A 26,335-nucleotide genomic window follows, 5' to 3' on the forward strand; every position below is an offset into this window, starting at 1 on the left:
TCACAGCCCGAGCAGTCCGGGCGTCTCGGCCAGCGCCCGCCAGTGGCTCCCGGGGTCGGGGACGAGCCGCCGCCGCTCCAGATCGAGCAGGCCGCCGAGGCTGCTGATCTCGGCGGCGAGGGCGCCGTCCGCGCGGCGCAGCTCCTGCCTCATCCGGAACGTCCTGCCCTCGCCCCAGTCGAACTCGCAGGTGATGTCGACGTCGTCGCCGGCGCGCAGCTCGCGGTGGTAGCGGATGGTGTTCTCCAGCGTCACCGGGCCGACGCCGGTGGCGAGCAGTTCGTCCAGCGAGACTCCGGCGGCGCGCAGGCACTCCCACCGGGCGTGGTCGCCGTACTGGTGGTAGACGGCGCCGTTGAGGTGGCCCTGGGTGTCCAGTTCGTAGGCGCGGACGGTGACCCGCACCTTGAACGGTTCCGTCACGGTCCCTCCTCCTCGTCGTATCCGGCGAGCCACTCGTGCGATCTCGCGGTCAGGTAGCGCAGGCCGTCGTCGCCGATCTCGACCCAGTCGCCGCGTGTCCAGCCGCCGGTCGTCTGGGGCGCGAAACCGTGCCGCTTGAACAGCGCCGACGCCTCGTCCTTGCGCAGGCCCCGGCGTCCCCAGTCGCGGATGACGCGCGCCGTGCGCTCCGGCTCCCCGGCGTCCCCGGGGCCGTCGAGGGCGGCGGCGATCTCCTCCAGTCCGCGCGCGATCAGCCGCAGGCCCGCCTGGACCCGGGCACGGTCGAACGGTTCCTCCATTGGTGAATCGTATAGCGATCGCTATCGATCGACAAGCGATTAGGTGGCCGACAGCTCATCGTTCACGCGGAGGACGCCCGGTGCGCGGGGAATGCCGAGGCGGCCGAACATGATCTCGCGGGCGCCGTCGAATCGTTCGGTGCGGTACCCGGCGAGGGCGCGCAGGGGCGCCGGGGCGCGCCGGCCCGTGTCCTGGTCGGTGTTGATGATCACGCAGCGGCCGCACGGCCTGACGAACTCGATGTCGGCCCCGCCGCCGCGCAGCCGGGTGACGGTGTCCTCTCCGTAAGGCCCGAGGCCCCGCAGGACGATGTTGGGGCGGAAACGGTTCATCGGGAGACCGGCGTCCATCCGCCGGTTGAGGTCGTCCAGCGACTCGGCGGACAGCGCCGAGATCGGGTAGCCGTCGGCGAACGCCAGCGTCCCCCCGCCGCGGACCGTGGGGCGCGTCCCGGTGAAGCGGACGAGCCGGCAGGGGAGCCCGAGGACGTCCGAGAACCAGCCGGCCGCCTCGTCGCCCTGGTCGATGCCCCGGCAGGGACGCCGGTGCACGGTCACGTCGCGCGCGGGGCCGTCCACCGCCTCCCGGACCAGCGGCGTGCCGGCGAGCGGTGTGTGGACGGTGAGCTTCACACCGTCGTAGGCGGGACGGAGCAGGGCGAGTCCGGGGACCTCCCGCTGCGACAGGTGCCGCCCGTCCGGGCGGACGAGCATGAACTCCCGGTCGTGGCGCAGCCCGGCCGGCGTCACCTCGGCCTCGGCGAGCGCGACACCGCCCGCGCTCTTGATCGGGAAGACGTTCAGCCCGGCGACAACGGCGATCATGCGACGGACGTTACGGACCCGCCCCGCGCGTGACCAGGGAAACCGGCGATACTTGACGCCGATTCGTCAGTTTGCAGGCAAGGACGGACATGACCGCACAGAAATTCACGTATCCCGAGGTGGGGGCGACGCGGGACGCGGAACGGCCGGACGGGTACCGGCACATGCGGCGGCGCACGCTCGTCGGGCGGGGTCCCGAAGAGTTCCGGAACGCGGCCGACGCGGTGATGGAGTTCTGGATGCACCGGGCGATCCCCGTCCGGGTGGACGCCTCGGCCCCGCGGGCGGCGCCCGGCGTGAGCGTGGTCATCGGGCTCGGCGCCGGTCCGCTCCGGCTGAGGGCGCCGTGCCGGATCGTGTGGGCGCGTGAGGAGGAGCGTTACGCCGGATGGGCGTACGGGACGCTTCCGGGCCATCCGCAGTCGGGGGAGGAGTCGTTCGTCGTGCACCTGGACGACGAGGGCGACGTGTGGCTGACGGTCACCGCGTTCAGCCGTCCGGCGACGGCGGCGGCGAGGCTGGCGGGGCCGTTCGGGAGGATGTTCCAGCGCGCCTACGCCGGGCGGTGCGGCGCGGTGCTGCGGCGGCTGGCTCGCGGCTGACGCGCCCCGGAGGTGGGCTGCGGGACCACGCCCACCCCGGTCGTGGTCCCGCAGCCCCGTTCGCGGGCGCCGCGCTCCGCAATTATCCCCCGCGAATGCGCGGACGGACGAATCGGGCGAATGAGTTTTGACTCACAACGTGACCTGCACTTCCGCGAATTGGTGGACCGGGCGTCAGTAACACGCGGTGACGATGCGCGCTTGAGCGGCGTTCCATGTCGCGCGCAGTGGCGGGGGCGGCGTCATCACGGGACACAAAGCGCGGCCGTCCCTTTTCCCGGGCGAGCGAACGGGGATAACCGGCGAAATCACGCTTGGACCGGTTCGATGGGGTCACATCGCCTCCGTCCTCATTCGGCCGATTCCTCCCGTCAACCGGCGGGCGTCCGGGTCCGTCGTCGGGCCGGTGCCCGGGCGCCGTGCGCCGGGACGCCGCCGGTAGATTCGGAAGGCCGGACCCGGGCCCGTGCTCGCCGGGGACGTGCCTTGCGAAGAGCCGAGATGGGGACGCGATGCGGGTCGAACTGCTCACCGTCGGGGACGAGCTGCTCCTCGGCGACACGGTCAACGGGAACGCGGCATGGCTCGGGCGCCGGCTCGCCGGCCACGGTGTCGACGTCACCCGCAGCGTCGTCGTGGGCGACGACCTCGACGTGATCGTCGAGGCGGTGAACTCCGCGCTCGGCCGGGCCGGCGCGGTCATCACCACCGGCGGGCTCGGACCCACCTACGACGACCTGACCAGGGACGCGCTCGCCAAGGCGGCGGGCGTCGCGCTCGTCCGGGACCCGGCACTCGAACGGCGGCTGCGCGAGCGCGTCGCCGAGGCCGGCCGCGAACTGCGGCCCATGGCGCTGCGCATGGCCGACGTCCCCGAGGGCGCGCGGCAGCTCGGCAACTCGGCGGGCTCGGCGCCCGGCCTGCGCGTCGAGCTGCCGGGCGGGATCGTCTACGCGCTGCCCGGCGTCCCGTTCGAGATGCGCACGATCATGGACGAGGTCGTGCTGCCGGAACTGGCCGGGATCGCCGGGCCGCCCGCGGTCGCGCGCCGCACCCTGCGCACCGCCCGCATCTGGGAGTCGGTCGTCGCGACCCGGCTCGCCGAGGTCGAGGCGATGAACGGCGTCAAGCTCGCCTACCTGCCCGAGCCGGCCGAGGTGAAGATCCGGATCACCGTGGCCGGGCCCGGCGCCGCGGGACGGCTGGCGGGTGTCGAGGCGCGCGTGCGGGAGCTGCTGGGCTCGGCCGTGTACGGCGTCCAGGACGACACGCTCGACCGCGTCGTCCACCGGCTGCTCGCCGAGCGTTCGGAGACCGTCGCGACGGCGGAGTCGCTGACCGGCGGGCTCATCGGCGCGGAGCTCACCGCCGCACCCGGGTCGTCCGCCACGTTCGCGGGCGGCATCGTGGCGTACGCGACCGACGTGAAGCGGCAGGCGCTGGGCGTCCCGGCGGACCTGCTGGCCGAGCACGGGGCCGTCCACCCGGACGTGGCCGCCGCGATGGCCGCGGGCGTGCGGGATGCGCTCGGTGCGACCTACGGGCTCGCCGTGACGGGTGTGGCCGGCCCGGACCCCCAGGACGGCCATCCGGTGGGAACGGTCTATATCGGTGTGGCCGGACCCGGAAATATGCGCACTGTGGTCAGTCCGAAACTCCCCGTGCCGGGCGCCGGGCCGGAGATCCGCGCGGTGATCCGGCGGATGACCGTCGTACAAGCCCTTGACCTGCTGAGACGTCTTTTGCTGGGGCTTGACGTCGAGGGCGGGAGCGAGGAGGCTCGGGCAGATCGGGAAGATCGGGGCTGATTACAGCGTTACGTTCCCAGCGAACACGAAATCAACGGTCTGCCATGCTCACCGTCAAGCCGGGTACGGTGGAACCGGCAGATGGTCCGAACTGAGGGAGGGAGCGAGACGATGGTCCTGCTTCGCCAGCTGCTCGGTGACGTACTGCGGCAGCTGCGGCTGCGCCAGGGACGCACCCTCCGTGAGGTGTCCGCGGCGGCGCGGGTGTCACTCGGCTACCTGTCCGAGGTCGAACGGGGGCAGAAAGAGGCATCTTCCGAGTTGCTCTCCTCGATCTGCAAAGCCCTGGGCGTTCCGCTGTCGCACGTCCTCAGGGAAGTAGCGGATCAGCTGGCCCTTGCCGAGCTGCAGCACGAGCCCGTCATGGCGGGCGCGCCCGAGCACGAGCGCATTTCCACCGAGAGCATTCCGGAGACCCCGGAAGAGATCACCGGCGAGTTCCGCGCCGACATGGTCGCGGCCTGACCCGTTCTTGGTGCGTTCATGCCCGATCCGGGCCGCGGGTGTGCGCGGCCTCACGCATGGACGCGGCATTCGCGGGGAGGCTCCCGGGTTGTAACGGATAACCGTAACGACGCGGAAGGAGCCCGGACATGGCGGCGGTCAAGAGCCCGCTCTCGGATTCGGCCCTCAAGGTCGCTGGGGAGGCCCTGCAGGGCTCTCTCATCGACTTGATCGATCTTTCTCTGGTCGCCAAGCAGGCGCACTGGAATCTTCGGGGACGCAACTTCAAGGTCGTCCACGAGCACCTGGACGAGGTCGTCGCACTCGCGCGCAGCGGGCAGGACGACGTCGCCGAGCGTGCCGTGGCGATCGGCGTCAATCCCGACGGCCGTGTCCGCACGGTCGCCGACCGCACCACGATCCCGCAGATGGAGGCCGGCTACCTCGACGACGACAAGGTCGTCGCCGCGGTCACCGACATCCTGGCGCAGATCATCGCGCGGTTCCGCGAGCGCATCGCGGCGACCGACGAGCCGGATCAGATCACGCAGGACCTGCTCATCGGCATCGCCCGCGAACTGGAGAAGCAGCACTGGATGTTCCAGGTGCAGACCTGATCGCCCGCTCCGGCCGATGCGCCGCGATCCGTCCCGAGTACATCGAGCCCCGGCCCGCGCCGATCATCCGGCGGGGGCCGGGGCTTTTCGCGTCTTCCGGTGCGAACCGCCCCGAATATGGTGACCATGGGGGATGGACGTTCAGCCGAAGAACCCGCTGCCGGGATTCGTGGCGCTGGGCGCCGCGCTGCTCGCCCTGGCCGCCTGCGGTACCGGCGGCCTCGGCGCGGAGCGGCCGTGCACGGCGATCGGCTCGTCGCCCGGACTGAGCGTCTCCGTCAAGGCGCCCGACGCGGCCCGCGTCGCGTCCGCGTCCCTGCGCGTGTGCTGGGACGGGACCTGCCGGGAGCCCCGGATCGAGCTGAGACCGTCCTCGACGGCCGTCCCGATGGGCTGTAGCGGCGAGGGACCCGACGCCGTCTGCGGAGCCTCCGTGTCGCCCGACGGAGGCAAGACGGGCTTCGCCCAGGTTCAGGATCTGCCGAAGAGGCCCGTCCAGGTCACGCTCACCCTGCGCGACGCCCAGGGCCGCACGCTCGTCGACCGCCGCGTCGACGTCACCCCGAAGGCGACCTTCCCGAACGGCGAACACTGCGGTGAGGGCGGCGCCCAAGCCGCGCTGACCGTCGCCCACGGCACGGTGACCACCCGCTGATCACCGTTCGGGGGCGGCCTGGCAGCGGGGGCACCAGAACGTGACGCGCTCGCCGCCCTGGGACGGCTGGCCGGCGCGCTCGATCCGGGTCCCGCAGCGCCGGCAGGGACGACCCGCCCGCCCGTACACCCAGTGCTCGCGGCCGCGCCCCCGATCGCCCGTGGTGATGTGGCCGTGCCGTTCCTTGTTGGCGTCCAGGAGCCGGTGAGCGAGCTCCACCAGGGCCGGCAGGTCCGGAACGTCCCCGACAGGGGTCCACGGGCTGACGCCCCTCAGAAAGAGGATCTCGGCCTTGTAGACGTTGCCGACCCCGGCGAGACGCGTCTGGTCGAGCAGCGCCTCACCGACCGCCCGGTCCGGCCGCTCGACCAGCCGCGCGGCGGCCTCGGCCACCATCCCGGCGCCCCACGACGCGTCGAGCAGATCCGGGCCGAGATGGCCGACGGCCTCGTCCTCCTCCGCGGTGCGCAGCAGTTCGACGAGGCCGAGGGAGTACCCGACCGCCTGCCAGTCCGCGTTCGCCAGCACGAGCCGCACCCGGTGGTCGCGCGGCACGGGCCCGGCGCGGCGGATCTGCCAGCGTCCCTCCATCATCAGGTGCGTGTGGACGGTCAGCCCGCCCTCGACCCGGACGAGGAGGTGCTTGCCCCGAGACACGGCGCCCAGGACCGTCCGCCCGCGGAGGTCGGCGGTCGCGAGCCGGGGGACGCGGAAGTCCGAGCGCGTCAACGGCCGCCCGGCGAGCGCCTCGCGCAGGCGCCGGGCGGTCAGCCAGACGACATCGCCCTCCGGCATGTGCTCAGATCAGGGACGGGCTTTCCCAGGCCGACGGGTCCTCGGTCAGCTTCCGGACGGGCTCGGGCAACTCGCCGGCGGCGATGTGCGCGAGCTTGACCTTCTCCAGGATGGCGCGCTCGCTGGCGCGCAGCGCGATCCACACCTCCTGCAGGGAACGCGCCGGCCCCTCGTAGCCGACGTGTTCGGGGCGCTCGCCCCGGACGCCGAGCAGCGGCCCGTCGATGGCGCGGATGATGTCGGCGAGGGAGATCTGCTCGGCCGGCCGCGCCAGCCAGTAGCCGCCCTCGGGTCCCCGCTGGCTCCGGATGATGCCGGACCGGCGCAGCTGGCCGAGGATGTTCTCAAGGAATTTGGGTGGTATGCGCTGCGCTTCGGCGAGCTGGACCGCGGTCACCGGGCGGCTCCCGGCGACCGCCAGCTCGGCGGCGGCGCGCAACGCGTAGTCGACCCGGGCGGACAATCGCATGCGAGCATTATCCCTTGCCGGTAGGACCACTCGGGTTCGTTGTGGCCAAGACGCCGCCCGCCCCGGCCACCGCCCCGGCCTCGCGACAACATGAGCCATCGCGATCGCGTCCGAAGGCAGGTTTCGAGCCTGCGGGCGCGCCACGGGTCAGATGGCGGAGGTGAGGCCGAGCAGTTCGGCGGCGGCCTGGGCGTTGGCGGCGGCGGCGCCGTAGGTGGCCAGGTAGACGGCCGATCCGGGGCGCCAGACGGGCAGGCCCATCTCCACGACGACGGTGTCGGGGCGGGCCGTCAGCAGGGTCGTGGTGAGGGCCCGCTGGCCCGCGTGCCGGTGGGCGTCGCGGAGGACGATCACCAGGCCGCGTCCCGTGGCGCGCTTCAGTACACGGTCCGCGGTTCCGTCCGCTCCGCCGGCCTGGACGGCGTCGGGCGCCCATGGGCCGAGGCCCCACGGGGTGGGCCCGACCGCGATGTTCCCGGTCGACTCCGTCTCGACGATCAGCGGCGCCCCGTTCCAGCCGGGCAGCGAGCCCGACACGCGGATGGCGCGGCGGGCGGCCTCCAGCCCGGCGGCCCGGTCGACGGCGGCGGGGGAGTGCCCGGCGAGCCACTCCTTGAGCCGGGCGGTGCGTTCGGCCGCGTCGCGCAGCCGGTTCGGCGACAGCCGGCCGGTCCGCACGGCCGCGCCGATGGCCGCCAGCGTCGCCCGGACGGTCTCGGCGTGCTCGTTCGGGCCGAGGCACAGCAGGTCGGCGCCGGCGATGAGCGCCCGCACGGACGCCTCGGGGATGCCGATCGCGCCGCTGGCGCCCTCCATGTCGAGGGCGTCGGTGACGATCACGCCCTGGTATCCGAGCCGTTCGCGCAGCAGCCCGGTGATCGCGTCGGGGGACAGCGTGGCCGGTATCCCGCGGGTGATCGCGGGCAGGTTCAGGTGCCCGGTCATCACCGCGTGGGTGCCGGCCTCGATCGCCGCCCGGAACGGGACCAGCTCGCGGCGCTCCAGCAGGTCCAGGTCGGCGTCGACGAGCGGGATGGACAGGTGGGAGTCGTCCACGGTCGCGCCGTGGCCCGGGAAGTGCTTCGCGCAGGCCGCGACGCCCGCCTCCTGCGTACCGGCGACGGACGCGGCGGCGTGCCGCGCGACCAGGGCCGGGTCGGAGCCGAACGAGCGGGTGCCGATCACCGGGTTGTCGTCGGCGGTGTTGACGTCCACCGACGGCGCGAAGTTGAAGTTGACGCCCACCTCGGCGAGTTCCGCGCCCAGTGATCGGTAGATCCGGCGGGTCAGCCCGGGGTCGTCCACGGCGCCGAGCGCGGCGTTGCCCGGGTAGGGGCTGCCCGCCCGGTGCCCGCCGAGGCGGGTGACGTCGCCGCCCTCCTCGTCGATCGTCACGAACGGGTCGCCCGCCTTGCGCAGCCGCGCGGTGAGCGCGGCGAGCGACTCCGGGCTCGGCACGTTGCCGATGAGGGCGAACAGCGTGACGCCGGCGAGGCCGGCCTCCAGCTCGTCGAGCAGCCAGCGCGGGGCCGTCGCGCCCGGGAACGACGGGAGCAGGGTGCCGCGCGCCAGCCGGGCGATCTCCGCCATGGTCGCGATGTCGTCGGTCGTCACCCCTTCACCGCCCCGGCGGTGAGGCCGGACACCATGCGGCGCTGGACCAGGAGGAAGAAGGCGATGACGGGAATGGTGAGCAGCGTGGACGCTGCCATGATGGGCCCCCAGGCGTTGCCGCTGCGGCCGAAGAAGAACTGCAGCATGATCGGCAGGGTGTACTTGTCCTGGTCTTCCAGGAACGTGTAGGCGAAGATGAACTCGTTCCAGGCGGTGATGAAGGAGAAGATGCTGGTCGCGACCAGCCCGGGCGCGACGAGCGGGAGCATGACCGTGAAGAACGTCCGGATCGGCCCGGCGCCGTCGATGGCGGCGGCCTCCTCCAGTTCGCGCGGCACCGCGGCGACGAACCCGCGCAGCATCCAGATCGCGAACGGCACGGCGAAGCCGATGTAGACGAGGGTGAGCCCGGCGAGGCTGTTCAGCAGGTCGAGCGTCTTCAGGTCCAGGAACAGCGGGATGACCAGCGCCTCCAGCGGCACCATCTGCACCACCAGCAGCATGATCAGGAACGTGGTGCGGAACCGGAAGCGGAACCGGGCCACGGCGGTCGCGGCCAGCAGCGCGAGCAGGCCCGACACCAGGACGGTGGCGAGGGCCAGGAACGCGCTGTTGCGGAAGTACGCCCAGAAGGAGACCTCGGCGATGCCGCCGTTCAGCACCAGGTCGAAGTGCTCCAGCGTCGGGTGGACGGGCAGCGGCTTCGGCGTCGTGCTGAAGATCTCGGTGTTGGGCTTGAACGCCGTCGACGCCATCCAGAAGACGGGGAAGACCGCGAGGACGAAGACGAGCAGCCCCGTCCCGTTCAGCAAGGTCTTGCGAGCCGTTGAGCGTCTCACTTCGTCTCCCCCTGACGAACCATCACCCGCACGTACAGGGCGGTGACGACGAGCAGGATCATCGTGAGCACCAGCGCGATGGCCGAGCCCATGCCGAGCTTCGGATTCAGTGAGCCGAACGCCTCGGAGTAGCCGTACAGCGACAGGTTGAACGCGTCGCGGTTGGCCATTCCGGCCATGATGAACAGCTGCGTGAACACCTTGAAGTCCCAGATGATCGACATGACGATCAGCACGAGGAAGATCGGCTTGAGCATCGGGTAGGTGATGCTCCAGAACGTCCGCCACGGGCCGGACCCGTCCACCCGGGCCGCCTCGTACAGTTCGCCCGGGACGCTCTTCAGCCCGGCCAGGACCGACACGGCCACGAACGGGCACGCCTGCCAGACGACGCACACTGTGAGGACGGTGTAGGTGGACAGCGGCTTGGCGAACCAGTTGTAGTCGCTCCAGCCGCCCCCGACGAGGACGTCGGGGAGCAGGTCCAGGGTCCAGTTGACCAGGCCGCCGGTCGAGCCGAACAGCCAGGTGAAGATGATCGCGGCGGTGACGGGCGGGGTCGCCCAGGCGATCATCACGCCGCCGGCGACGAAGGCCGACATCCGCTTGCCGAGCTTGTTGAGCAGCAGGCCCACCAGCGTCCCGATGACCAGGGTCAGCGTCACCGCGACGACGGCGAACAGCACGGTCTGCCTGAGGGTCTGCCAGAAGAACGGGTCGTTGAAGATCTTTTCGAAGTTCCCGGTCCCCACCGACTCGGCCGGCTCGCCGCGCAGCTGGCGGTTGCCGACCTTCTGGAACGACATGATCCCGATCTGGATCATCGGCCAGAACATCAGGACGGCGATCACGACCACGGTGGGCGCGATGAGCAGGTAGGGCCCGAGGCGGGGCCTGCGGCGGGGGCGCGCCCGGCCGGAGGGTCTCCGGCCGGGCGTCCCGCGCACCGCGGGAGCGGTGTCGAGCATGGACGTTCCGATCAGCTGGTGTGCGACGCGGGCGTGCTACGGGTTCAGCAGGGTGTTGGCCTGCTCGTTCGCCTTCTTCATCTCCTCGGCGGCGGGCTCGCCCTGCATGACCGACTTGACCGCGTTCGGCAGCACCTTCTTGGCCTGCTCGAACTCGCCCCAGCCGGCGCTGATCGGCGGGAACTTGGTGTTGGCGGCGATCTCGGTGAAGATCGCCAGCTTCGGGTCGGAGAACTTCACGTCCGAGCGCATGGACGAGAAGCCGCTGTAGTCGGCCCACGCCTTGGCGTTCTTGGCGTTGTTCAGGATCGTGATGTAGTCGAACGCCGCGGCCTTGGCCTCGCTGTCGGCCCAGACGCCGAGGTCGGAGCCGCCCGCCATGACCGGGGCGTTGCCGCCGGTCTTGGCCGGGATCGGGAAGACGCCCCACTTGTCGACGTTCTTGTCGGAGACCTTCTTCATCTCCTTGAGCGCCCAGCTGCCGTCGAAGTACATGCCGAGCTTGCCGAGCGCGAAGTCGCGCTGCGGGCCCTCCAGCTCGTTCTTGCCGATGTACTTCTCGGGGGCGACCTTCTCCGTGCCGACGAGACCGGCGTAGTAGTTCACCGCCTCGACGGCCTGCGGCTGGTCGAGCATCCCCTTCCACTTGCCGTTGTCCTGGACGGCCACGGCGCCGTTGTTGCCCCAGATGAAGCTGAGCAGAGCGTTGGTCTGGTCGCTCGGCACGCCGATGCCGGGGACGTCCTTGGCGTCCTGGATCTTCTTCGCCGCCGCGGTCAGCTCGGCCCAGTTCTTCGGCGGCTGGATGTTCAGCTCCTGGAACCAGTCGGTGCGGTACCAGACGGCCCGGACGCCGCCGTACCACGGCACCGCGTAGGTCTTGCCGTCCGCCTGGTCGTTGCCGAGCGCGGTCTTGTTGAGCGTCTTGCCGTCGGCCCAGGCGTCGAACTCGCCGGTGATGTCGGCCAGGTTGCCCTGCTCGATGTGGGACTGGACGTCGGTGTTGCCGATCTCGGTCACGTCGGGGCCCTCGCCGCCGGCGGCCGCCTTCTGGAACGTGGTGGCGACCTGCGGCCACGGCACGTACTTGATCTGGACGTCGGTGTTCGGGTGCTCGGCCTTGAAGTCCGCCTCGACGGTGTCGAGGAACTTGGTCTGCTCCGGGGTTCCTTCGCCCATCATCCAGACCTTGAGCTGCGCCGGGTCCTTGCCCGTACCGTCTTCGCCGCCGTCTTCGCCGCCGCAGGCCGTGGCGGCCAGGGCGATCGCGACCGCCGCGGCCGCGACCTTCATGTACTTCATTGGGGATCCTTTCCGGCATCGCCTCGCGCGGCCTTGTGGCCTGCGGTGCGAGTGGACACGGCGCGGACCCTTTAGGGTCCCAGCCATGCCCCTCTCGCGTTCGCATCGCACGCGGGCGCCCTGCTCGCCAGTCGGCGCTCTGCGAGCGCCCCCAGCCCGGGGTACGGACCGGTCGGCGCCTGAGCGTAAACTAACAAGAAACTTTCCTAAACAAAACTGCTCGTTAGCGGATTGAGACATCGAGGGGTATCAGCATGGCCGCCAATCGCCCGGGAACGCCGAGGCTGCTGCGCGAGCTCAACGACCGCGCCGCACTGGACCTGCTCGTCGACCAGGGCCCGCTGACCCGCGCGCAGATCGGCGAGCACACCGGGCTGTCCAAGGTAACCGCCTCCCAGCTGCTGTCCAGGCTCGAGGACCGCGGGCTGGTCGCCGTCGTCGGATCGCAGGCCGGGGGACGCGGGCCGAACGCCGCCCTGTACGCCGTCGTCCCGTCCAGCGCCTATGTCGCGGGCCTCGAAGTGGGACCGGACGGCGTCACCGCCGGCGTCGCCGACATCACCGGGCACATCGTCGCCCAGGTCACCGTGGACCCGAACGGCGCCGACGAGCCGGTGAAGATGGTGCACAGCGCCGTCGTCAAGGCGTGCCGCTCGGCGAAGGTCGCATTGTCGAGGCTGAGCGCCTTCGTCATCGGCACCCCCGGCGTGGTCGACCCGAAATCCGGCGACGTCCAGTTCTCCTTCGACCTGCCCGCCTGGCACGAGGGCGTCCTCGCCGCGCTGAAGACCGACCTGCGCCGCCCCGTCACGATCGAGAACGACGTCAACCTCGCCGCCATCGCCGAACGGGCCTACGGCGCCGCGCGCGACGCCGACGACTTCGCCCTCATGTGGCTCGACCGCGGCATGGGCCTGTCGGTCATGCTGGGCGGCCGGCTGCACCGCGGCCGCTCCGGCGGCGCCGGCGAGATCGGCTACCTGCCGGTCCCCGGGGCGCCGCTGCCGCTCGGCGCGGCCCGGCGCGGCCCCGCCGACGAGGGCGTGACCGAGTCGACGACCTGGGGCATCCCGACCCTCGCCGGCGGCTACGGCGCCCTGGTCGGCGCGGACGGGGTCCGCGCCCTCGCCCACGAGCACGGCGTCGCCGAGCCGACCGCGGTGGACTGCGTCCGCGCGGCCGCCGCCGACGAGGCCCGCGGCGGCGCCTTCCTGGACGATCTCGCCCGCCGCATCTCCTACGGCGTGACCTCGGTCAACATCGTCCTGGACCCCGGGCTCGTCGTGCTGTCGGGGAGCCTCGGCCGGGTGGGCGGGAGGCCCCTCGCGACCCGCATCGAAGAGATCGTCGGACGGATCAGCCCGACCCGCCCCGCCGTCGCGGTGACCGAGGTGGAGGGCAACCCCGTCCTGCGCGGCGCCCTGCACGCGGCGCTCGAACAGGCGCGTGACGACGTCTTCTCGGCCGCGGGCGCGTCCTGAACGGCGAAGAGCGCCCCCGCCGATCCGGCGGAGGCGCTCTGGAGCGTTCCCCGTACTGCGCTCGGCGGCGCCTTCCCCCTCTTACTTGGCGGCCGCCTCGGCGACCTGCTCCGGGTGGCGCCGCGGGTCGTTGAGCGCGCGGTCGATGACCGTCCGACTGATGACCTGCCGCTTGCGCCGTAGCGCGGCGGCCTTGCGTGCCGTAGGCGTCATTGCGAACCCCGTTCCGCGGTGGCGTTTTCCCCTCGCCACCGCCAGCCCCGTGATGGGTCCATGCTCTCAAACGCGAGCGGCCCGGGGGATCCACCCGAGGAATGAAATCGAGGTCAGACCAAGTGCGGAGAACACCCCGGGCCGACCCTGGGCCCCGTGCTGGGATCATGATGGGGAACGCAGTCCAGTACGGCCCGTTGGGGGAACCGTGACCGATGAACCGAGGCGGCGCCATGGCGCTGCGTGACCGGCTGCGGCGGCTCGTCCAGAAGCCCGGCAGCGTCGACCTCGCGCCCTTCCGCGCCCTGGTCGGCGAGGCGGGCGAGCGCGAGTCCCGCGTCCGGGAGCTGTCCGACGAGGAGCTGACCGCCGCCGCGTCCGTCCTCCGAGAGAAGGAGGACCTGGCCGAGCTGTGCGCCCTCGGCCGGGAGGCCGCCCGCCGGACGCTGGGAGAACGGCCGTTCGACGTGCAGCTCATCGGCACGCTCGCCCTGCTGTCCGGGCACGTCGCGGAGATGGCCACCGGCGAGGGCAAGACCCTGTCGGGCGCCCTCGCCGCCGCCGGCTACGCGCTGCGCGGCCGGCGGGTCCACGTCATGTCGGTCAACGACTACCTCGCGCGCCGCGACGCCGAGTGGATGGGCCCGCTGTACGAGCGGCTCGGCGTGACGGTCGGCTGGGTGGGGCAGTCGTCCACGCCGGACGAGCGCCGTGCCGCCTACCGGGCCGACGTGACGTACGCGCCGGTCAGCGAGGTCGGCTTCGACCTGCTCCGGGACCGGCTCGTCACCGACCCCGGCGACGTCGTGCAGCCCGAGCCGGCCGTCGCGCTGATCGACGAGGCCGACTCGGTGCTGGTCGACGAGGCGATGGTGCCGCTCGTCCTCGCGGGCGCCGCCGACCTCGACGCCGCCGACCCCCGGTACGCCGACCTGGTCCGCCGGCTGCGGCCCGGCCTGCACTACTCCGCCGACGACGAGGCCCGCAACGTCCAGCTCACCCCCGCGGGGACGCACGAGGTCGAACGCGTCCTGAACGTCGACCTCTACGCGCCCGAGCACCTGCGCACCCTCACCGCCGTCAACGTCGCCCTGCACGCCGAGGTCCTGCTGCACCGCGACGTGGACTACATCGTCCGCGACGGCACGGTGAAGCTGATCAGCGAGTCGCGGGGGCGGGTCGCGCTGCTGCAGCGCTGGCCGGACGGGCTGCAGGCCGCGGTCGAGGCGAAGGAGGCTCTGGAGGCGTCCCCGAGCGGCGAGATCCTCGACTCGATCACCGTCCAGGAGCTGATCGGGCGCTACCCCGTCCGGTGCGGCATGACCGGCACGGCGATGGCCGTCGCGGCGCAGCTCACCGAGTTCTACTCGCTGCAGATCGCGGTCGTCCCGCCGAACACGCCCTGCGTCCGCGACGACGAGCCCGACCGCCTCTACGCGACCGCCGCCGACAAGGAGGTCGCGATCGTCGAGGAGATCGCCGCCGCCCACGCCGACGGCCGCCCGGTGCTGATCGGCACCGGCGACGTCGCCGAGTCCGAGCGGCTCGCGCGCCGCCTCGCCCGCGCCGGCCTCGACCGGGTCGTCCTCAACGCCAAGAACGACGCCGAGGAGGCCGCGATCATCGCCGAGGCCGGGGCGTACGGCGCGATCACCGTCTCCACCCAGATGGCCGGCCGCGGCACCGACATCCGCCTCGGCGGCAGCCCCGCGTCGTCCGCGCCCGGCACCGCCTCCGCCGAGGCCGCGGGCGGCGACCACGACCGCGTCGCTGAGGCGGGCGGCCTCCTGGTCATCGGGACCGGCCGCTACCACAGCAGCCGCCTGGACGACCAGCTCCGGGGCCGCGCCGGGCGCCAGGGCGACCCCGGCGGCTCGGTGTTCTTCACCAGCCTCCAGGACGAGCTCGTCACCCGCTACGCGCCCGACGAGAAGACGAAGGCCGCCGCGGACGACGAGGGGCTCATCACCGACAAGGGCGCCCACTGGATCGTCGGGCACGCCCAGCGCGTCGCCGAGGGCGTCGACCTGGAACTGCACCGCAACACGTGGCGCTACAGCCATCTGATCGGCCTGCAGCGCCGCGAACTCCTCGCCGAACGCGACGCCGTCCTGAACGGTGACGCCGCCGACCGGGCCATGGCCGCGGACGCCTCCGGGCGGCACGCCGAACTCACCAAGATCGCCGGTGCGGACGCGGTGGCGGCCGCCGCGCGCCAGATCGTCCTGTACCAGCTCGACCGCTGCTGGGCCGAGCACCTCGCCTACCTCGCCGACCTGCGCGAGGGCATCCACCTGCGGTCGCTCGGCCGCGGCCTCGACCCGCTGGTCGAGTTCAACCGGGAGGCCGTCCCGGCGGGCAAGCGCCTCCTCGCCGACGCGAGGAAGCGCTCGATCGCCGCGTTCGAGGCGCTCACCGCGTCCGAGGACGGCATCGATCTCGACTCCGCCGGTCTCAAGCGTCCCTCGGCGACGTGGACGTACCTCGTCCACGACAACCCGTTCGGCTCCCTGGACGAGCGGGCCCTCCGCGGTCTGATCAACATGTTCAAGGGCCGCCGCCGCTGACGCCTCAGCCGGTGCGGGGGAGGATCGCGGCGGCGGTGGCGCGGGCCTTCGCGGCGGCGTCGCGGATGCCGCCGATGCTGAACGCGATGACCGCGCCCTCGTGGACGATGAGGAGCTGATCGGCCAGCATCCCCTGGTCGTCGGCCATCCCCGCTTCGTCGACGAGGCCCGCGTAGAGGTCCCTCAGCCATGCCTTCTGCCCGGCCGCCGCACCGTGGACGGGGTGGGACGCGTCGGGCAGCTCGGCGCAGGCGTTCACCATCGAGCAGCCGCGCTCCGCCTCGGCTGCCTGCCAGGCGTCGAGGGCGTCGAAGGTGGCGAGGACGCGTTCGCGGGCGTCCGGGACGGCGGCGATCCGGGTGGTCACGAAGTCGCGCCAGCGTTCGTCGCGGGCGCGCAGGTAGGCGAGGATCAGCGCGTCCTTGGAGCCGAACCGGTCGTAGACGGTCTTCTTGGTGACCCCGGCCTCGGCGGCGATCAGCTCCATGCCGACCGAGCCGATGCCGCGCTCGTAGAACAGCTGCTCGGCGACCCGGAGCACCCGCCGGGCGGCGGGCGTGAGCGGCCGGTCCTGGGCGGTGGCGGGCATGAGGCGCTCCCTTCCCTCGAGGTACACCACAAGTATACATACCGGTATAGATACTCTGTAGCCATACCGGTATGTATACCTAGGGAGCGATCATGGCCGTCCGCCGCCCGGACACCCTCCTCGGCGCCGCGTTCGTCGTCACCTGGAGCTCCGGCTTCATCGGCGCGGAACTCGGCACCGGAAGCGCTCCCGCGAGCGCCCTGCTGGCCTGGCGGTTCATCATCGCCGCGGCCGTGCTCGGCGCGTGGCTGACGTGGCGGCGGCGCCGGATCCCGCCGCGAGACCTGGCACTGCACGTGGTCATCGGGATGCTGGCGCAGGGCGGCTACCTGTACGGGGTCTTCGCGGCCGCCGAACACGGCGTCGCCGCCGGCATCAACAGCCTGATCGCCTCGCTGCAGCCGCTCGTCGCGGTCGCCCTCGCCGTCCCGATCCTCGGTGAGCCGATCACCCGCAGGCAGCTCGCGGGGTTCGTCGCCGGGCTCGCCGGAGTGGCCCTCGTCGTCGGCGGCGACCTGCGCGGCGGCGCCCCGGCCTGGGCCTACGCGCTGCCGTTCGCCGCGATGCTGTCGCTGGTCGGCGCCACCTTCATCGAACGGCGCACACGGCCCGCCGCGGCCCTGCCCGAGGCCCTGGCCGTCCAGGCCGGCGTCAGCGCGGTGCTGTTCTCCGGACTCGCGGGCGCGGACGGCGCGCTCGTCCCGCCCGCCGACCCCCTCTTCTGGACGGCCATCGCCATCCTCGTCGCGGTGGCGATGTTCGGCGGGTACGGGCTGTACTGGGTCAACGTGCGCCGCACCGGTGTCGCTCGTGTTTCGGCCCTGCTGTACCTCACCCCGCCCACGACGATGCTCTGGGGCTGGATGATGTTCGGCAGCACACTGACCCCGCTCTCCGTGATCGGCGTCCTGGTCTGCGCCGCCGCCGTCGCCGTGGCCCTGCGCGCCCCCGCCGGTCAGGCGCGCAGGCGCAGGCCGCGGGGCGTCGGGTGGAAGCCCGCCGACTCCAGCGCGGCGGCCAGCGGAGAATCGCCGATCGCCGCGCCGTCGGCGCGTTCCACGGTCAGCTTCCCGAGGGCGCCCTCCCGGACGGCGAGGGCGAGCGCGTCCACGGCCGGTTGCAGTACGCCGGAGTCGTCGTCCCAGGTCAGCAGTGTCCGGCCGCCGCGCTCGACGTAGAGGACGAGGCGGCCCTCGGTCAGCACCACCAGCGCACCCGCCTTGCGGCCCGGCTTGTGGCCGCTGGCGACCTCGTCGTCGCGTTCCGGCCAGGGCAGGGCCGCGCCGTACGGGTTGGCGGGATCGGCCGTCGCCAGCACGAGAGCACGGTCGCCGGGTTTGCGCGGCGTCTCCCAGAGCGCGGAGACGTCGTCCGGGGCCGCCGCCGGACGGAGCGCGCGGAGCCGGTCGACGGCGCCCGGCAGGGCGAACTGGGCGGCCCCCAGGCCCTCGACGAAATAGCCGCGCCGGCAACGGCCCGTCTCTTCGAACGCGCGCAGAACCGGGTAGACGGCTGCGAACCCGCCGGGTGTCCGTTCGGCCGCGACCGCGCCGCGTATGACGATGCCGTACCGCTCCAGCAGCGCCTCGGCGAGTGCGTGCGAACGCAGGGTCGCGGTGGTCTCCCGCCCGGGGAGCGGCCACCAGCGTCCGCCGACCGTGGGAGGGCCCGTCCGGGACGGCAGCACGGGGCGGCCGCGGCGCGTCGTCGTCCGGGAACGATGCGTGGGGCGGCCGGACCCGAGTGCCGCGCGCAGCGGAGCCATCGTGTCGTTGGTGAGATGCCCGGCCCACACCAGGTCCCACACGGCGGTGACGAGGTCGGCGTCACTGGCGGTGACGTGCTCGTTCACCCGGTCCGACAGCGTCCGGAAGAACAGGGCGCCGCCGTCGCCGAGCGCGTCCAGGACGGCCTGGTGCGCCGGCGTGAGCGTGATCTCCGCGGGCTCCGGCATGAGGAGCGGCGCGGTGTCGGCCAGATAGAGCGCCACCCAGCCGTCTCCGCCCGGCAGCCCGCCCTGGCCCGCCCACACGACCTCGCCCGCGGACGTCAGCTCGTCCAGCATGGCCGGGGAGTAGCCGGGCACCCGCGACGGCAGGACCAGCGACTCCAGCGCCGACGCGGGCACCGCCGCGCCCTGAAGCTGCTCGACCGCCTGGACGAGCGCGTCGATGCCGCGCAACCGGGACCCGCCCGAGATTCCGTGCCAGCCGGGCAGGAAACGCCCGAGCGACTCGGGCGGGGACGGCTCCACCTCGGCGCGGAGCCGGGCCAGGGACCGGCGGCGGAGCGTCCGCAGCACGCCGGTGTCGCACCACTCGCTCGTCAGCGGGCCCGACACGGACCCGACGGGCAGGAACTCGCCCTCGACGACCCGTCCCGCGCCCGCGAGCCGCCGCAGCGTCTCGACGACCACGGCGACGCCCAGCCCGAAACGGGCGGCCGGCTCGCCCGCCCGGAACGGCCCGTGCGTGCGCGCGTACCGGGAGACCAGGTCGCCGAGCGGGTCGGCGACCGGTTCGAGGAAGGCCTCGGGGACGCCCACGGGCAGCGGCGCGCCGAGGGCGTCGCGGAGCCGTCCCGCGTCCTCGATGGCGGCCCAGCGCTCCTCGCCTGCGATCCTGACGCGGATCGCCCGCCGCGTCGCCTCCAGCTCCGCCAGCCACCGCGACACCTGGACGAGCAGCTCATCGGCGGCGACCGGCATCGCGTCACCGCCCGGTCCGGCGTCGGCGTGGCCGCCCGGTCCGGGGTCGGCGGCCGCGCCCGCGGGAAGCGTGCGCTCCGCCGCTTCCGCCGTCGTGAGGGGGCCGAGGGCGCGGAGCAGATCGGCGACGCCCTCAAGGTCGCGGGCGCGGCGGTCGGCGGCGAGGCGCTGGAGTTCGCGTTCGGTGTCGGCGACCGCCTCGGGATCGAGGAGTTCGCGGAGATCGGCCTGCCCCAGCAGTTCGGAAAGGAGCGCCGAGTCGAGGGCGAGCGCCTGGGCGCGGCGTTCGGCGAGGGGCGAGTCGCCCTCGTACATGAACGCGCCGACGTAGTGGAACAGCAGGGAACGGGCGTAAGGGGACGGCTCGGGCGTCTCCACCTCGACCATGCGGACCTCGCGTCCCGACAGGTCGCGCATCAGCTGGACCAGGCCCGGGACGTCGAACACGTCCTGCAGGCATTCCCGCATCGTCTCCAGCACGATCGGGAACGACGGGTACTTGCTCGCGACGGCCAGCAGCTGCGCGGCGCGCTGGCGTTGCTGCCACAGCGGCATGCGCCTGTCGGGTCGGCGGCGCGGCAGCAGCAGCGAGCGCGCCGCGCACTCGCGGAACCGCGCGGCGAACAGCGCCGAGCCGCCCAGCTCGTCCACGACGATGCGTTCGATGTCGTCGGCGTCGAAGACGGCCAGATCGAGGCTGGGAGGCTCGTCCATGTCGGGGATGCGGATGACGATGCCGTCGTCGGCGTGCATGGCCTGCGCGTCGACGCCGTACCGTTCGCGCAGACGGCCCGCCATGGCCAGCGCCCACGGTGCGTGCACACGCGCGCCCAGCGGTGAATGGACGACCATGCGCCAGTCGCCGAGTTCGTCGCGGAACCGCTCGACGACCATCGTGCGGTCGTCGGGGACGTGCCCGGTGGCCTCCCGCTGCTCGCCCACGTAGGACACGAGGTTGGCGGACGCCCACTCGTCCAGCCCGGCGGCGGAGACGCGCGCACGTGCGTCGTCGCCGGGGAGCCCGGCCAGTTCCCGGGTGAACGCGCCGAGCGCGCGGCCCAGCTCGGCGGGACGCCCCAGTGTGTCGCCGTGCCAGAACGGCAGCTTGCCGGGCTGCCCGGGAGCGGGCGAGACCAGCACGCGGTCTGGGGTGATGTCCTCGATGCGCCACGAGCTGGCGCCGAGGACGAACACGTCGCCGACGCGCGACTCGTACACCATCTCCTCGTCGAGTTCCCCTACGCGCGATCTCCCGGGGGCTCCGGGGGTCGTCCCCCGGGTGGACGGAGTCTCGCCGACGAGGAAGACGCCGAACAGGCCACGGTCGGGGATCGTCCCGCCGCTGGTCACCGCGAGGCGCTGCGCCCCGGGACGGTCGCGCAGGACGCCGGTCACGCGGTCCCAGACAAGGCGTGGACGCAGTTCGCCGAACTCGTCACTGGGGTAGCGCCCGGCGAGCATGTCCAGCGTCGCCTCAAGCGCGGAGCGGGGGAGTGCGGCGTAAGGGGCGGCGCCCTTGACGACGGACTCCAGGTCGTCGACGGTCCACTCGTCCATGGAGACCATCGCGACGATCTGCTGGGCGAGGACGTCCAGGGGGTTGCGCGGGTAACGCATCTCCTCGATCTCGCCGCCGCGCATGCGTTCGGCCACCACCGCCGTCTGCACGAGGTCGCCCCGGTACTTGGGGAAGATGACGCCCTTGGACACGGCGCCGACCTGGTGGCCCGCGCGTCCGACGCGCTGGAGCCCGTTCGCCACCGACGGCGGCGACTCCACCTGGACGACCAGATCGACGGCGCCCATGTCGATGCCCAGTTCCAGGCTGGACGTCGCCACGACGGCCGGGAGGCGGCCCTCCTTCAGCGCGTTCTCGATACCGGCCCGTTCTTCCTTGGAGACAGAACCGTGATGGGCGCGGGCGATTTCCAGGGGTGCCCCTCTGGCCGCCCCCGCCTGGGCCATCGTGGCCGCGGGGGAGTGGTCCTCGGGCAGAGGGCCGCCGGTCGCGCGTTCGTAGGCGAGCTCGTTCAGCCGTCCGCAGAGCCGTTCGGCCAGCCGCCGCGAGTTGGCGAACACGAGCGTCGAACGATGCGCCTGGATGAGGTCGAGCAGGCGGTCCTCAACATGGGGCCAGATGCTGCGCTGGCGTGGATCGGCCGCACCGGAGTCGTCGACGAACCGGCCCACCTCGCCCATGTCCTCGACGGGGACGACGATGTCGAGGTCGAAGACCTTGTCGGAACGCGGCTGGACGACCGTCGCGGGCCTCGTCCCGCCCAGGAACGCCGCCACCTCGTCCGCGGGACGGACGGTCGCCGACAGGCCGATCCGCTGGGCGGGCCGTTCGAGGAGGGCGTCGAGGCGTTCCAGCGACAGCGCCAGATGCGCGCCGCGTTTGGTGCCCGCGACCGCGTGCACCTCGTCCACGATGACGGTCTCGACTCCGCGCAGCGACTCGCGTGCGCGGGAGGTGAGGATCAGGAACAGCGACTCCGGTGTCGTGATCAGGATGTCCGGCGGCTTGACGGCCAGCCGCCGGCGCTCGTCGGCCGGGGTGTCGCCCGACCGCATCCCGACGCGGATGGCGGGCTCGGGCAGGCCGCGCCGCCGCGCCGCGTGGCGGATGCCGGTCAGCGGGCCGCGCAGGTTGCGCTCGACGTCCACGGCGAGGGCCTTCAGGGGCGACACGTACAGCACCCGGCAGCGCCGCAGGGCATCCTCAGGCGCGGGTTCGTGGGCGAGCCGGTCGATCGACCACAGGAACGCCGCCAGGGTCTTGCCGGAGCCCGTCGGCGCCACGACCAGCGTGCTGTCGCCGCTCGAAATCGACTCCCAAGCCCCGGCCTGTGCGGGGGTGGGCGAGGCGAACGCCCCGGCGAACCAGGCACGGGTCGCCGGGGAGAATCGTTCGAGCACGTCACCGCCCATGGCGCCATAGTGCCTCGCGGGTCCGACAGAATGCGACGGCGTGGCGCGCGTCACATTGTAAGCAAGCGCTTGTCCGGGCAAGGTCTACGGGTAGGACATCCGCCGCCAAGGGGGTCTCGATGCCCTACGCCCTGCTCGCCCTCGGAATCCTGTTCGCCCTTGTCGCCGCCAACGCGCACGCTCCCCCGCGCAACGCCGTCCTGCTCGCTCCGGGCTTCTTCTGCGCGTGGCTGACGATCGAGATGGCGCCGCATGTGCTCGTCACATGGGCGGCGGCGACCGCGCTGGTGGCGATGTCCGGAGGACTGGCCGGGTGGGCCGGCTGGGCGGGACTCGCCTTGGCGGTCCTCGGCATGGCGGGCGTCGCGGCCACCCTCGTCGCGTCGCGCCGTACGACCGTCACCCTGCGGGACTGTGGCGCACCCCTCGACCTGGACCCGGAAGGCGCGCCCCGCTATCCGCTGGCGCACCTGATCGTGCCGCAGTTGTGCCTGATCCCGCGCAGGGGCGTCCGGGTCGAACGCAACATCGTGTTCCACGACGAGGGTGGGCTGCGCCTCAAGCTGGACGTCTTCCGTCCCGCCGGTGAGCGCTCCGGCGGCGGACCGCGTCCCGGGCTCATGCAGATCCACGGCGGCGCATGGGTGATCGGGGACAAGCGTGAGCAGGGCCTGCCCCTCCTCAACCACATGGCCCTCCAAGGATGGGTGGGCTTCAACGTCAACTACCGGCTCAGCCCCCGCGCCACCTGGCCCGAGCACCTGATCGACCTTAAGCACTTCGTCGCCTGGTACAAGGAGCACGCCGAGGAGTACGGCGCCGACCCCGATTTCCTCTGCGTGACAGGCGGCTCGGCCGGCGGGCACCTCACGGCGATGGTCGCGTTGACCGCCAACGTGCAGGAGTTCCAGCCGGGTTTCGAGGACGCCGACACCACCGTGCAGGGCGCCGTGCCCTTCTACGGCGTCTACAACTTCTTCGAAGCGGGACCATGGCCGCGCCCCATGGGCGACACACGCATCCTTGAGCGAATGGTCATCAAGCAGCCTTTCGCCGAGAACCAGGAGGCGTACGCCAAGGCGTCCCCTGTCACGTACATCAGCAAGGACGCGCCGCCTTTCTTCGTCATCCACGGAAGCCGCGACTCGCTCATCCCCGTGGCGGAGGCCCGCCGATTCGTCGAACGGCTCCGGGACGTCTCCGACGCACCCGTCATCTACGCGGAAATGAAGGGTGCCCAGCACGCCTTCGACGTCTTCCCCTCATACCGGACGGCCCGCGTCATCGAAGGCGTCGAGCGGTACCTGACCGGGCTGCACCGGCAGTACCGCCAGGACTCCGGCCCGGCTGTCCCCGGCGAGGTCACGGAGTCCTTGGCGACCGGTCCGGCCTTGGGGGAAGGCGCCGTCGGATAGCGTGGACAGGTGCGGCTCACAGTTTTCTGGGATCGGATGAACCAGCAGTTCGGCGAGAGCTACGCCCAGAGCGTGGCCAAGGACTACGTCCTCGCCGAACTCAACGGCCGCACCATCGAACAGGCCTTCGCCGATGGCGAACCCGCCAAGAAGGTCTGGAAGGCCGTCGTCGCCACGTTCGACGTCCCGTCGAGGCTTCAGTAGACCCCTGCTACAGCGGAACGCGGTGCGGGACGAACGACGACGTGTCGTCGGTGATCAGCCCGGACGTCTCCCTGATACCGACTCCGGCGGCCCCGTCATGGACGACCCACGCCCCCAGCACCGGATGCTCGCCGTCGAAGTCGGGAAGCGCGCAGAACTCCTGGAAGACGAACCCCTCCGCGCCGTAGTCGCCCTGGGTGCGCTGCTCACTTCCGTCCGGCGTCACGATGCGCATGCTCGCGCCCTCCCGCCCGAGCAGCGGCTTCTGCACGTAGGACGTGAGGTTCGACGGCGTGTTCAGGTACGTGGGCAGCAGGTTGGGATGCCCGGGGAACAACTCCCAGAGAAGGACGAGCAGCGCCTTGTTCGACAGCACCATCTTCCAGATCGGCTCGATCCACGACGTGGGCGCGCCCGGGATGCTGCGCCCGAACGGTTCCGCGACGATCCACTCCCACGGGTAGAGCTTGCAGAGCGTCCGGATCTCCTGCTCGTCCAGGTCGACGAATCGCTCGCGCGCGGGATCCCAGCCGATGTCCTCCATGGCGATCGCCACGCCCGGCAGGCCCGCCTCCTCGGCGGTCTCCTGCATGTAGGCGATCGTCATGACCTCCTCGCCGGTCTCGTCACCGGTCGTCCAGGCGAAATGGGCCGGACCGCCGTCCACCGCCGGGACGATCTCCTTCCAGCGGGCGACCAGCCGCTCGTGAATGGAGTTCCACTGGTCGTCCCCAGGATGGGTGTCCTGCAGCCAGTACCACTGGACGACGGAACTCTCGACCAGCGCGGTCGGGGTGTCGGCGTTGTACTCCAGAAGCTTGGCGGGCCCGTGCCCGTCGTAGCGCAGGTCGAATCGCCCGTACAGATGGGGGTCGCCGCGCCGCCACGACTCCTCGATGAGCGGCGCCACCCAGTCGGGAATGGCGAGGGCGTGGTAGCGGCCGGTGGAGACGACGTGCTCCACCACCTCCAGGCACATCCGGTGAAGCTCTTCGACGACCCCTTCGAGGGCCAGCACCTCGTCCATGTCGAAGACGTAGTGAACGGACTCGTCCCAGTAGGGCCGGGTCAGGTGCTCGGGGTGTGCGGTCCGGTGGAAGGCCAGGCCGTGCGCCTCGACCCTCTCGGCCCAGCCGTCACGCGGAGTCGAACGGATTCGGCGCACCGGTCAGCTCCCGCCCCGGCCGCCGCCACCGCCGAACCCGCCCCGGCTCAGCGTGCGCCCGCTACTGGACTTGATCTTGCCTTCGGGACGGACCCTGCTGCCGCCCGACACGTAGCCGGAGCCGGCCTTTCCGCCGTAGTACCAGAAGTACCGGCCGTACGGCGTGCTGGAACCGTCGATGTCGTCGGTGTCGCACCTGCTGTCGGGGACGACCCTGTAGCCGCTCTTCCCCGTCGCCGGAGAGTTCCGGTCGACGCATCTCGCGGTGGTCGAGCCGGATCCGCAGGCGACGAGGGTCAACGAGAGGGCGCTCACCATCCCCACCTTCACGGCGTGGGAGCTGAGCCGGCGAGTGGGCTCCTGTGGGGGCAAGAGAACACTTCCTTCCACACGTCGGCGGGCCCCCATGCAGCGCGATGGGGCCTGGATGGTGAGACGCAGGGAACCGTGTTCCGGTTCATGCCGGGCCGGCCGTTTCGTGCCCCTCGGCCCGTCAGTCAGGAACGGGCAGATGCGCGTAGAGGTCCATCGCGTCCACGGACGACGGAAGATCGCTGACCTGGCCGTCGCCGACCTCCACCACACGCCACGCGCCGTCCGTGCGCCGCGCCAGATCGGTCGTGATGAACCTGCAGCCCAATGCGCGCACGGCCGGAGCCACCGCGTCCAGATCGGGATCGGGATCCACACCCGGGCTGTCAGGGTGCGGCCCCACCAGCGCGGGCTCGCCGTCCACCCACCACACGCGCGCCTCGCCGTCGCCGTCGTACTGCTCGAACTCGCGCACGACGAGACCGCCCGCCAGATGGTCGTCCCGCAGCGCGACCATCTTCGAGGCGACGTCATGAAGCTGCGCGAGGTTCTTCACATCGGGGACGAAGCACGCTTCCTCCCACTCGTGCTTGCACGACTTCACATAGTCCTTCACCACGCCTGGCCCACCGCGCAGCGGCCGGACCAGCTCCTCCAGCTCGCTGAGGTCACCGGGATCCTGCCCCGCGCCCAGGGACCGCCACACACTGTGGGGAGTCAACCCGGCGAACGTGTCGTGCCAGCCCGGCAGCTCATGCGCGCGCCTGTAGTCGTCCGGATGCGTGAGCAGCGCCGTGCCGCGCCGCTTCAGGACGGCGGAGACCGCGGCGTACTCGTCCCCGGTGAGCATCCAGCCGCGATACCAGACGGGCCCCAGATCGGAGGGCACCGCCCGGACCGCGTCGTCCACGTCGCCGCGCTGCAACGCGTCATGGTCGACCAGGGCGATCTCGCCGTAGTGGTCCCGCACGGCCGCCGCCTCACGGGAAAAGTGCGGGTCAACGCGCCGAGGGTGGATCGGATCGACGCAGAAGAGAACGGTCAGCGTCATGATTGGAACCCTCCGTGGA

Annotated in this window: 24 protein-coding genes and 1 pseudogene; 10 read left to right on the plus strand and 15 right to left on the minus strand. The window is 72.0% G+C overall.

The genetic code is table 11. The features are described from left to right. The 3 genes from ACTWPP_RS30760 to ACTWPP_RS30770 are packed head-to-tail and all read right to left on the minus strand — an operon-like array spanning window position 1 to window position 1,568. A complete protein-coding gene (locus tag ACTWPP_RS30760) occupies window positions 1–423 on the minus strand; it encodes an acyl-CoA thioesterase (protein WP_443107871.1) in 423 nt (140 codons plus the stop codon). Continuing rightward, window positions 420–743, minus strand: a complete 324-nt coding sequence (locus tag ACTWPP_RS30765; protein ID WP_443107872.1) for a hypothetical protein — start codon at window positions 741–743, stop codon at window positions 420–422. Before ACTWPP_RS30765 ends, ACTWPP_RS30760 begins: the two co-directional genes overlap by 4 nt. A 39-nt stretch (window positions 744–782) precedes the next feature. Further along, entirely contained in the window at window positions 783–1,568 is a 786-nt protein-coding gene (locus ACTWPP_RS30770) for an MOSC domain-containing protein (RefSeq protein WP_443107873.1), read from the minus strand. A gap of 89 nt (window positions 1,569–1,657) precedes the next feature. Between ACTWPP_RS30770 and ACTWPP_RS30775 the strand changes: the two genes are divergently transcribed. From ACTWPP_RS30775 to ACTWPP_RS30795, 5 genes are all read left to right on the plus strand, one after another. After that, complete coding sequence (locus ACTWPP_RS30775; RefSeq protein ID WP_443107874.1) at window positions 1,658–2,170, plus strand: DUF1990 family protein; 513 nt, start codon at window positions 1,658–1,660, stop codon at window positions 2,168–2,170. 512 nt (window positions 2,171–2,682) lie between these two features. Next, window positions 2,683–3,978, plus strand: coding sequence for a CinA family nicotinamide mononucleotide deamidase-related protein (locus ACTWPP_RS30780; RefSeq protein WP_443107875.1), 1,296 nt, complete (start codon window positions 2,683–2,685; stop codon window positions 3,976–3,978). 111 nt (window positions 3,979–4,089) lie between these two features. Further along, window positions 4,090–4,443: a helix-turn-helix domain-containing protein gene (locus ACTWPP_RS30785; protein ID WP_443107876.1), complete on the plus strand. Its 354-nt coding sequence runs from the start codon at window positions 4,090–4,092 to the stop codon at window positions 4,441–4,443. Between the two features lie 128 nt (window positions 4,444–4,571). Next, on the plus strand, window positions 4,572–5,039 hold the full coding sequence (locus ACTWPP_RS30790) for a Dps family protein (protein ID WP_443107877.1): 468 nt from the start codon (window positions 4,572–4,574) through the stop codon (window positions 5,037–5,039). A gap of 133 nt (window positions 5,040–5,172) precedes the next feature. Continuing rightward, window positions 5,173–5,694 (plus strand): hypothetical protein, encoded by a 522-nt coding sequence (locus tag ACTWPP_RS30795; RefSeq protein WP_443107878.1) that lies wholly within the window; start codon window positions 5,173–5,175, stop codon window positions 5,692–5,694. Here ACTWPP_RS30795 and ACTWPP_RS30800 read toward each other — a convergent pair whose 3' ends face one another. The 6 genes from ACTWPP_RS30800 to ACTWPP_RS30825 all read right to left on the minus strand — a co-directional run bounded on the left by ACTWPP_RS30800 (window position 5,695) and on the right by ACTWPP_RS30825 (window position 11,681). Further along, window positions 5,695–6,489, minus strand: coding sequence for a DNA-formamidopyrimidine glycosylase family protein (locus tag ACTWPP_RS30800; RefSeq protein WP_443107879.1), 795 nt, complete (start codon window positions 6,487–6,489; stop codon window positions 5,695–5,697). It abuts the gene before it with no gap. A 4-nt stretch (window positions 6,490–6,493) separates the two neighbouring features. Beyond that, complete coding sequence (locus tag ACTWPP_RS30805; protein ID WP_443107880.1) at window positions 6,494–6,958, minus strand: RrF2 family transcriptional regulator; 465 nt, start codon at window positions 6,956–6,958, stop codon at window positions 6,494–6,496. A 147-nt stretch (window positions 6,959–7,105) separates the two neighbouring features. Further along, complete coding sequence (locus tag ACTWPP_RS30810) at window positions 7,106–8,548, minus strand: glycoside hydrolase family 3 protein (RefSeq protein ID WP_443108011.1); 1,443 nt, start codon at window positions 8,546–8,548, stop codon at window positions 7,106–7,108. 20 nt (window positions 8,549–8,568) lie between these two features. Beyond that, window positions 8,569–9,411: a carbohydrate ABC transporter permease gene (locus ACTWPP_RS30815; protein ID WP_443107881.1), complete on the minus strand. Its 843-nt coding sequence runs from the start codon at window positions 9,409–9,411 to the stop codon at window positions 8,569–8,571. Then, window positions 9,408–10,379: a carbohydrate ABC transporter permease gene (locus ACTWPP_RS30820; protein ID WP_443107882.1), complete on the minus strand. Its 972-nt coding sequence runs from the start codon at window positions 10,377–10,379 to the stop codon at window positions 9,408–9,410. The genes ACTWPP_RS30815 and ACTWPP_RS30820 overlap by 4 nt, the downstream gene beginning before the upstream one ends. A 36-nt stretch (window positions 10,380–10,415) precedes the next feature. Continuing rightward, window positions 10,416–11,681 carry an extracellular solute-binding protein gene (locus ACTWPP_RS30825; RefSeq protein WP_443107883.1) on the minus strand — a complete coding sequence of 422 codons (1,266 nt, stop codon included), beginning with the start codon at window positions 11,679–11,681 and terminating at the stop codon, window positions 10,416–10,418. A gap of 254 nt (window positions 11,682–11,935) precedes the next feature. Here ACTWPP_RS30825 and ACTWPP_RS30830 point away from each other — a divergent pair, with 254 nt between their 5' ends. Further along, window positions 11,936–13,162 carry an ROK family transcriptional regulator gene (locus tag ACTWPP_RS30830; RefSeq protein WP_443107884.1) on the plus strand — a complete coding sequence of 409 codons (1,227 nt, stop codon included), beginning with the start codon at window positions 11,936–11,938 and terminating at the stop codon, window positions 13,160–13,162. An 81-nt stretch (window positions 13,163–13,243) separates the two neighbouring features. On the opposite strand, the gene ACTWPP_RS30835 is transcribed toward ACTWPP_RS30830, so the two are convergent. Next, entirely contained in the window at window positions 13,244–13,375 is a 132-nt protein-coding gene (locus ACTWPP_RS30835; protein ID WP_443107885.1) for a hypothetical protein, read from the minus strand. A gap of 233 nt (window positions 13,376–13,608) precedes the next feature. Between ACTWPP_RS30835 and secA2 the strand changes: the two genes are divergently transcribed. After that, complete coding sequence (gene secA2 / locus ACTWPP_RS30840) at window positions 13,609–15,942, plus strand: accessory Sec system translocase SecA2 (RefSeq protein WP_443107886.1); 2,334 nt, start codon at window positions 13,609–13,611, stop codon at window positions 15,940–15,942. Between the two features lie 4 nt (window positions 15,943–15,946). On the opposite strand, the gene ACTWPP_RS30845 is transcribed toward secA2, so the two are convergent. Next, window positions 15,947–16,531, minus strand: a complete 585-nt coding sequence (locus tag ACTWPP_RS30845) for a TetR/AcrR family transcriptional regulator (RefSeq protein WP_443107887.1) — start codon at window positions 16,529–16,531, stop codon at window positions 15,947–15,949. A 92-nt stretch (window positions 16,532–16,623) separates the two neighbouring features. On the opposite strand from ACTWPP_RS30845, the pseudogene ACTWPP_RS30850 reads away from it, so the two are divergent. Further along, window positions 16,624–17,409 (plus strand): annotated as a pseudogene (locus tag ACTWPP_RS30850) (DMT family transporter); the annotation flags it as partial. Between the two features lie 77 nt (window positions 17,410–17,486). On the opposite strand, the gene ACTWPP_RS30855 reads toward ACTWPP_RS30850, so the two are convergent. Beyond that, the gene (locus tag ACTWPP_RS30855) at window positions 17,487–22,169 is read right to left on the minus strand and encodes an Lhr family helicase (RefSeq protein WP_443107888.1); all 4,683 of its coding nucleotides are present in this window, start codon (window positions 22,167–22,169) and stop codon (window positions 17,487–17,489) included. 119 nt (window positions 22,170–22,288) lie between these two features. Between ACTWPP_RS30855 and ACTWPP_RS30860 the strand changes: the two genes are divergently transcribed. Then, the gene (locus ACTWPP_RS30860; protein WP_443107889.1) at window positions 22,289–23,584 is read left to right on the plus strand and encodes an alpha/beta hydrolase fold domain-containing protein; all 1,296 of its coding nucleotides are present in this window, start codon (window positions 22,289–22,291) and stop codon (window positions 23,582–23,584) included. 9 nt (window positions 23,585–23,593) lie between these two features. Continuing rightward, window positions 23,594–23,788: a DUF3046 domain-containing protein gene (locus tag ACTWPP_RS30865; protein ID WP_358450648.1), complete on the plus strand. Its 195-nt coding sequence runs from the start codon at window positions 23,594–23,596 to the stop codon at window positions 23,786–23,788. Between the two features lie 7 nt (window positions 23,789–23,795). On the opposite strand, the gene ACTWPP_RS30870 is transcribed toward ACTWPP_RS30865, so the two are convergent. The 3 genes from ACTWPP_RS30870 to ACTWPP_RS30880 all read right to left on the minus strand — a co-directional run bounded on the left by ACTWPP_RS30870 (window position 23,796) and on the right by ACTWPP_RS30880 (window position 26,316). After that, complete coding sequence (locus ACTWPP_RS30870; protein ID WP_443107890.1) at window positions 23,796–24,953, minus strand: glutathionylspermidine synthase family protein; 1,158 nt, start codon at window positions 24,951–24,953, stop codon at window positions 23,796–23,798. 3 nt (window positions 24,954–24,956) lie between these two features. After that, the gene (locus tag ACTWPP_RS30875; protein WP_443107891.1) at window positions 24,957–25,325 is read right to left on the minus strand and encodes a hypothetical protein; all 369 of its coding nucleotides are present in this window, start codon (window positions 25,323–25,325) and stop codon (window positions 24,957–24,959) included. Window positions 25,326–25,446: 121 nt separating this feature from the next. Further along, window positions 25,447–26,316, minus strand: coding sequence for an ATP-grasp domain-containing protein (locus ACTWPP_RS30880; RefSeq protein ID WP_443107892.1), 870 nt, complete (start codon window positions 26,314–26,316; stop codon window positions 25,447–25,449). Window positions 26,317–26,335: the final 19 nt, after the last annotated feature.

The sequence above is a fragment of the Actinomadura sp. 3N407 genome, from assembly GCF_052245875.1.
Classification (GTDB): Bacteria; Actinomycetota; Actinomycetes; order Streptosporangiales; family Streptosporangiaceae; genus Spirillospora.

Bases quoted from the DNA above. Each gene is read 5' to 3' on its own strand.
- ACTWPP_RS30820 (WP_443107882.1), bottom strand. From the start codon at position 10,379: ATGCTCGACACCGCTCCCGCGGTGCGCGGGACGCCCGGCCGGAGACCC.
- ACTWPP_RS30835 (WP_443107885.1), bottom strand. From the start codon at position 13,375: ATGACGCCTACGGCACGCAAGGCCGCCGCGCTACGGCGCAAGCGGCAG.
- ACTWPP_RS30845 (WP_443107887.1), bottom strand. From the start codon at position 16,531: ATGCCCGCCACCGCCCAGGACCGGCCGCTCACGCCCGCCGCCCGGCGG.
- secA2 (WP_443107886.1), top strand. From the start codon at position 13,609: ATGGCGCTGCGTGACCGGCTGCGGCGGCTCGTCCAGAAGCCCGGCAGC.
- ACTWPP_RS30825 (WP_443107883.1), bottom strand. From the start codon at position 11,681: ATGAAGTACATGAAGGTCGCGGCCGCGGCGGTCGCGATCGCCCTGGCC.
- ACTWPP_RS30880 (WP_443107892.1), bottom strand. From the start codon at position 26,316: ATGACGCTGACCGTTCTCTTCTGCGTCGATCCGATCCACCCTCGGCGC.
- ACTWPP_RS30770 (WP_443107873.1), bottom strand. From the start codon at position 1,568: ATGATCGCCGTTGTCGCCGGGCTGAACGTCTTCCCGATCAAGAGCGCG.
- ACTWPP_RS30800 (WP_443107879.1), bottom strand. From the start codon at position 6,489: ATGCCGGAGGGCGATGTCGTCTGGCTGACCGCCCGGCGCCTGCGCGAG.
- ACTWPP_RS30780 (WP_443107875.1), top strand. From the start codon at position 2,683: ATGCGGGTCGAACTGCTCACCGTCGGGGACGAGCTGCTCCTCGGCGAC.
- ACTWPP_RS30810 (WP_443108011.1), bottom strand. From the start codon at position 8,548: ATGGCGGAGATCGCCCGGCTGGCGCGCGGCACCCTGCTCCCGTCGTTC.
- ACTWPP_RS30830 (WP_443107884.1), top strand. From the start codon at position 11,936: ATGGCCGCCAATCGCCCGGGAACGCCGAGGCTGCTGCGCGAGCTCAAC.
- ACTWPP_RS30790 (WP_443107877.1), top strand. From the start codon at position 4,572: ATGGCGGCGGTCAAGAGCCCGCTCTCGGATTCGGCCCTCAAGGTCGCT.
- ACTWPP_RS30785 (WP_443107876.1), top strand. From the start codon at position 4,090: ATGGTCCTGCTTCGCCAGCTGCTCGGTGACGTACTGCGGCAGCTGCGG.
- ACTWPP_RS30805 (WP_443107880.1), bottom strand. From the start codon at position 6,958: ATGCGATTGTCCGCCCGGGTCGACTACGCGTTGCGCGCCGCCGCCGAG.
- ACTWPP_RS30860 (WP_443107889.1), top strand. From the start codon at position 22,289: ATGCCCTACGCCCTGCTCGCCCTCGGAATCCTGTTCGCCCTTGTCGCC.
- ACTWPP_RS30765 (WP_443107872.1), bottom strand. From the start codon at position 743: ATGGAGGAACCGTTCGACCGTGCCCGGGTCCAGGCGGGCCTGCGGCTG.
- ACTWPP_RS30855 (WP_443107888.1), bottom strand. From the start codon at position 22,169: ATGGGCGGTGACGTGCTCGAACGATTCTCCCCGGCGACCCGTGCCTGG.
- ACTWPP_RS30775 (WP_443107874.1), top strand. From the start codon at position 1,658: ATGACCGCACAGAAATTCACGTATCCCGAGGTGGGGGCGACGCGGGAC.
- ACTWPP_RS30795 (WP_443107878.1), top strand. From the start codon at position 5,173: ATGGACGTTCAGCCGAAGAACCCGCTGCCGGGATTCGTGGCGCTGGGC.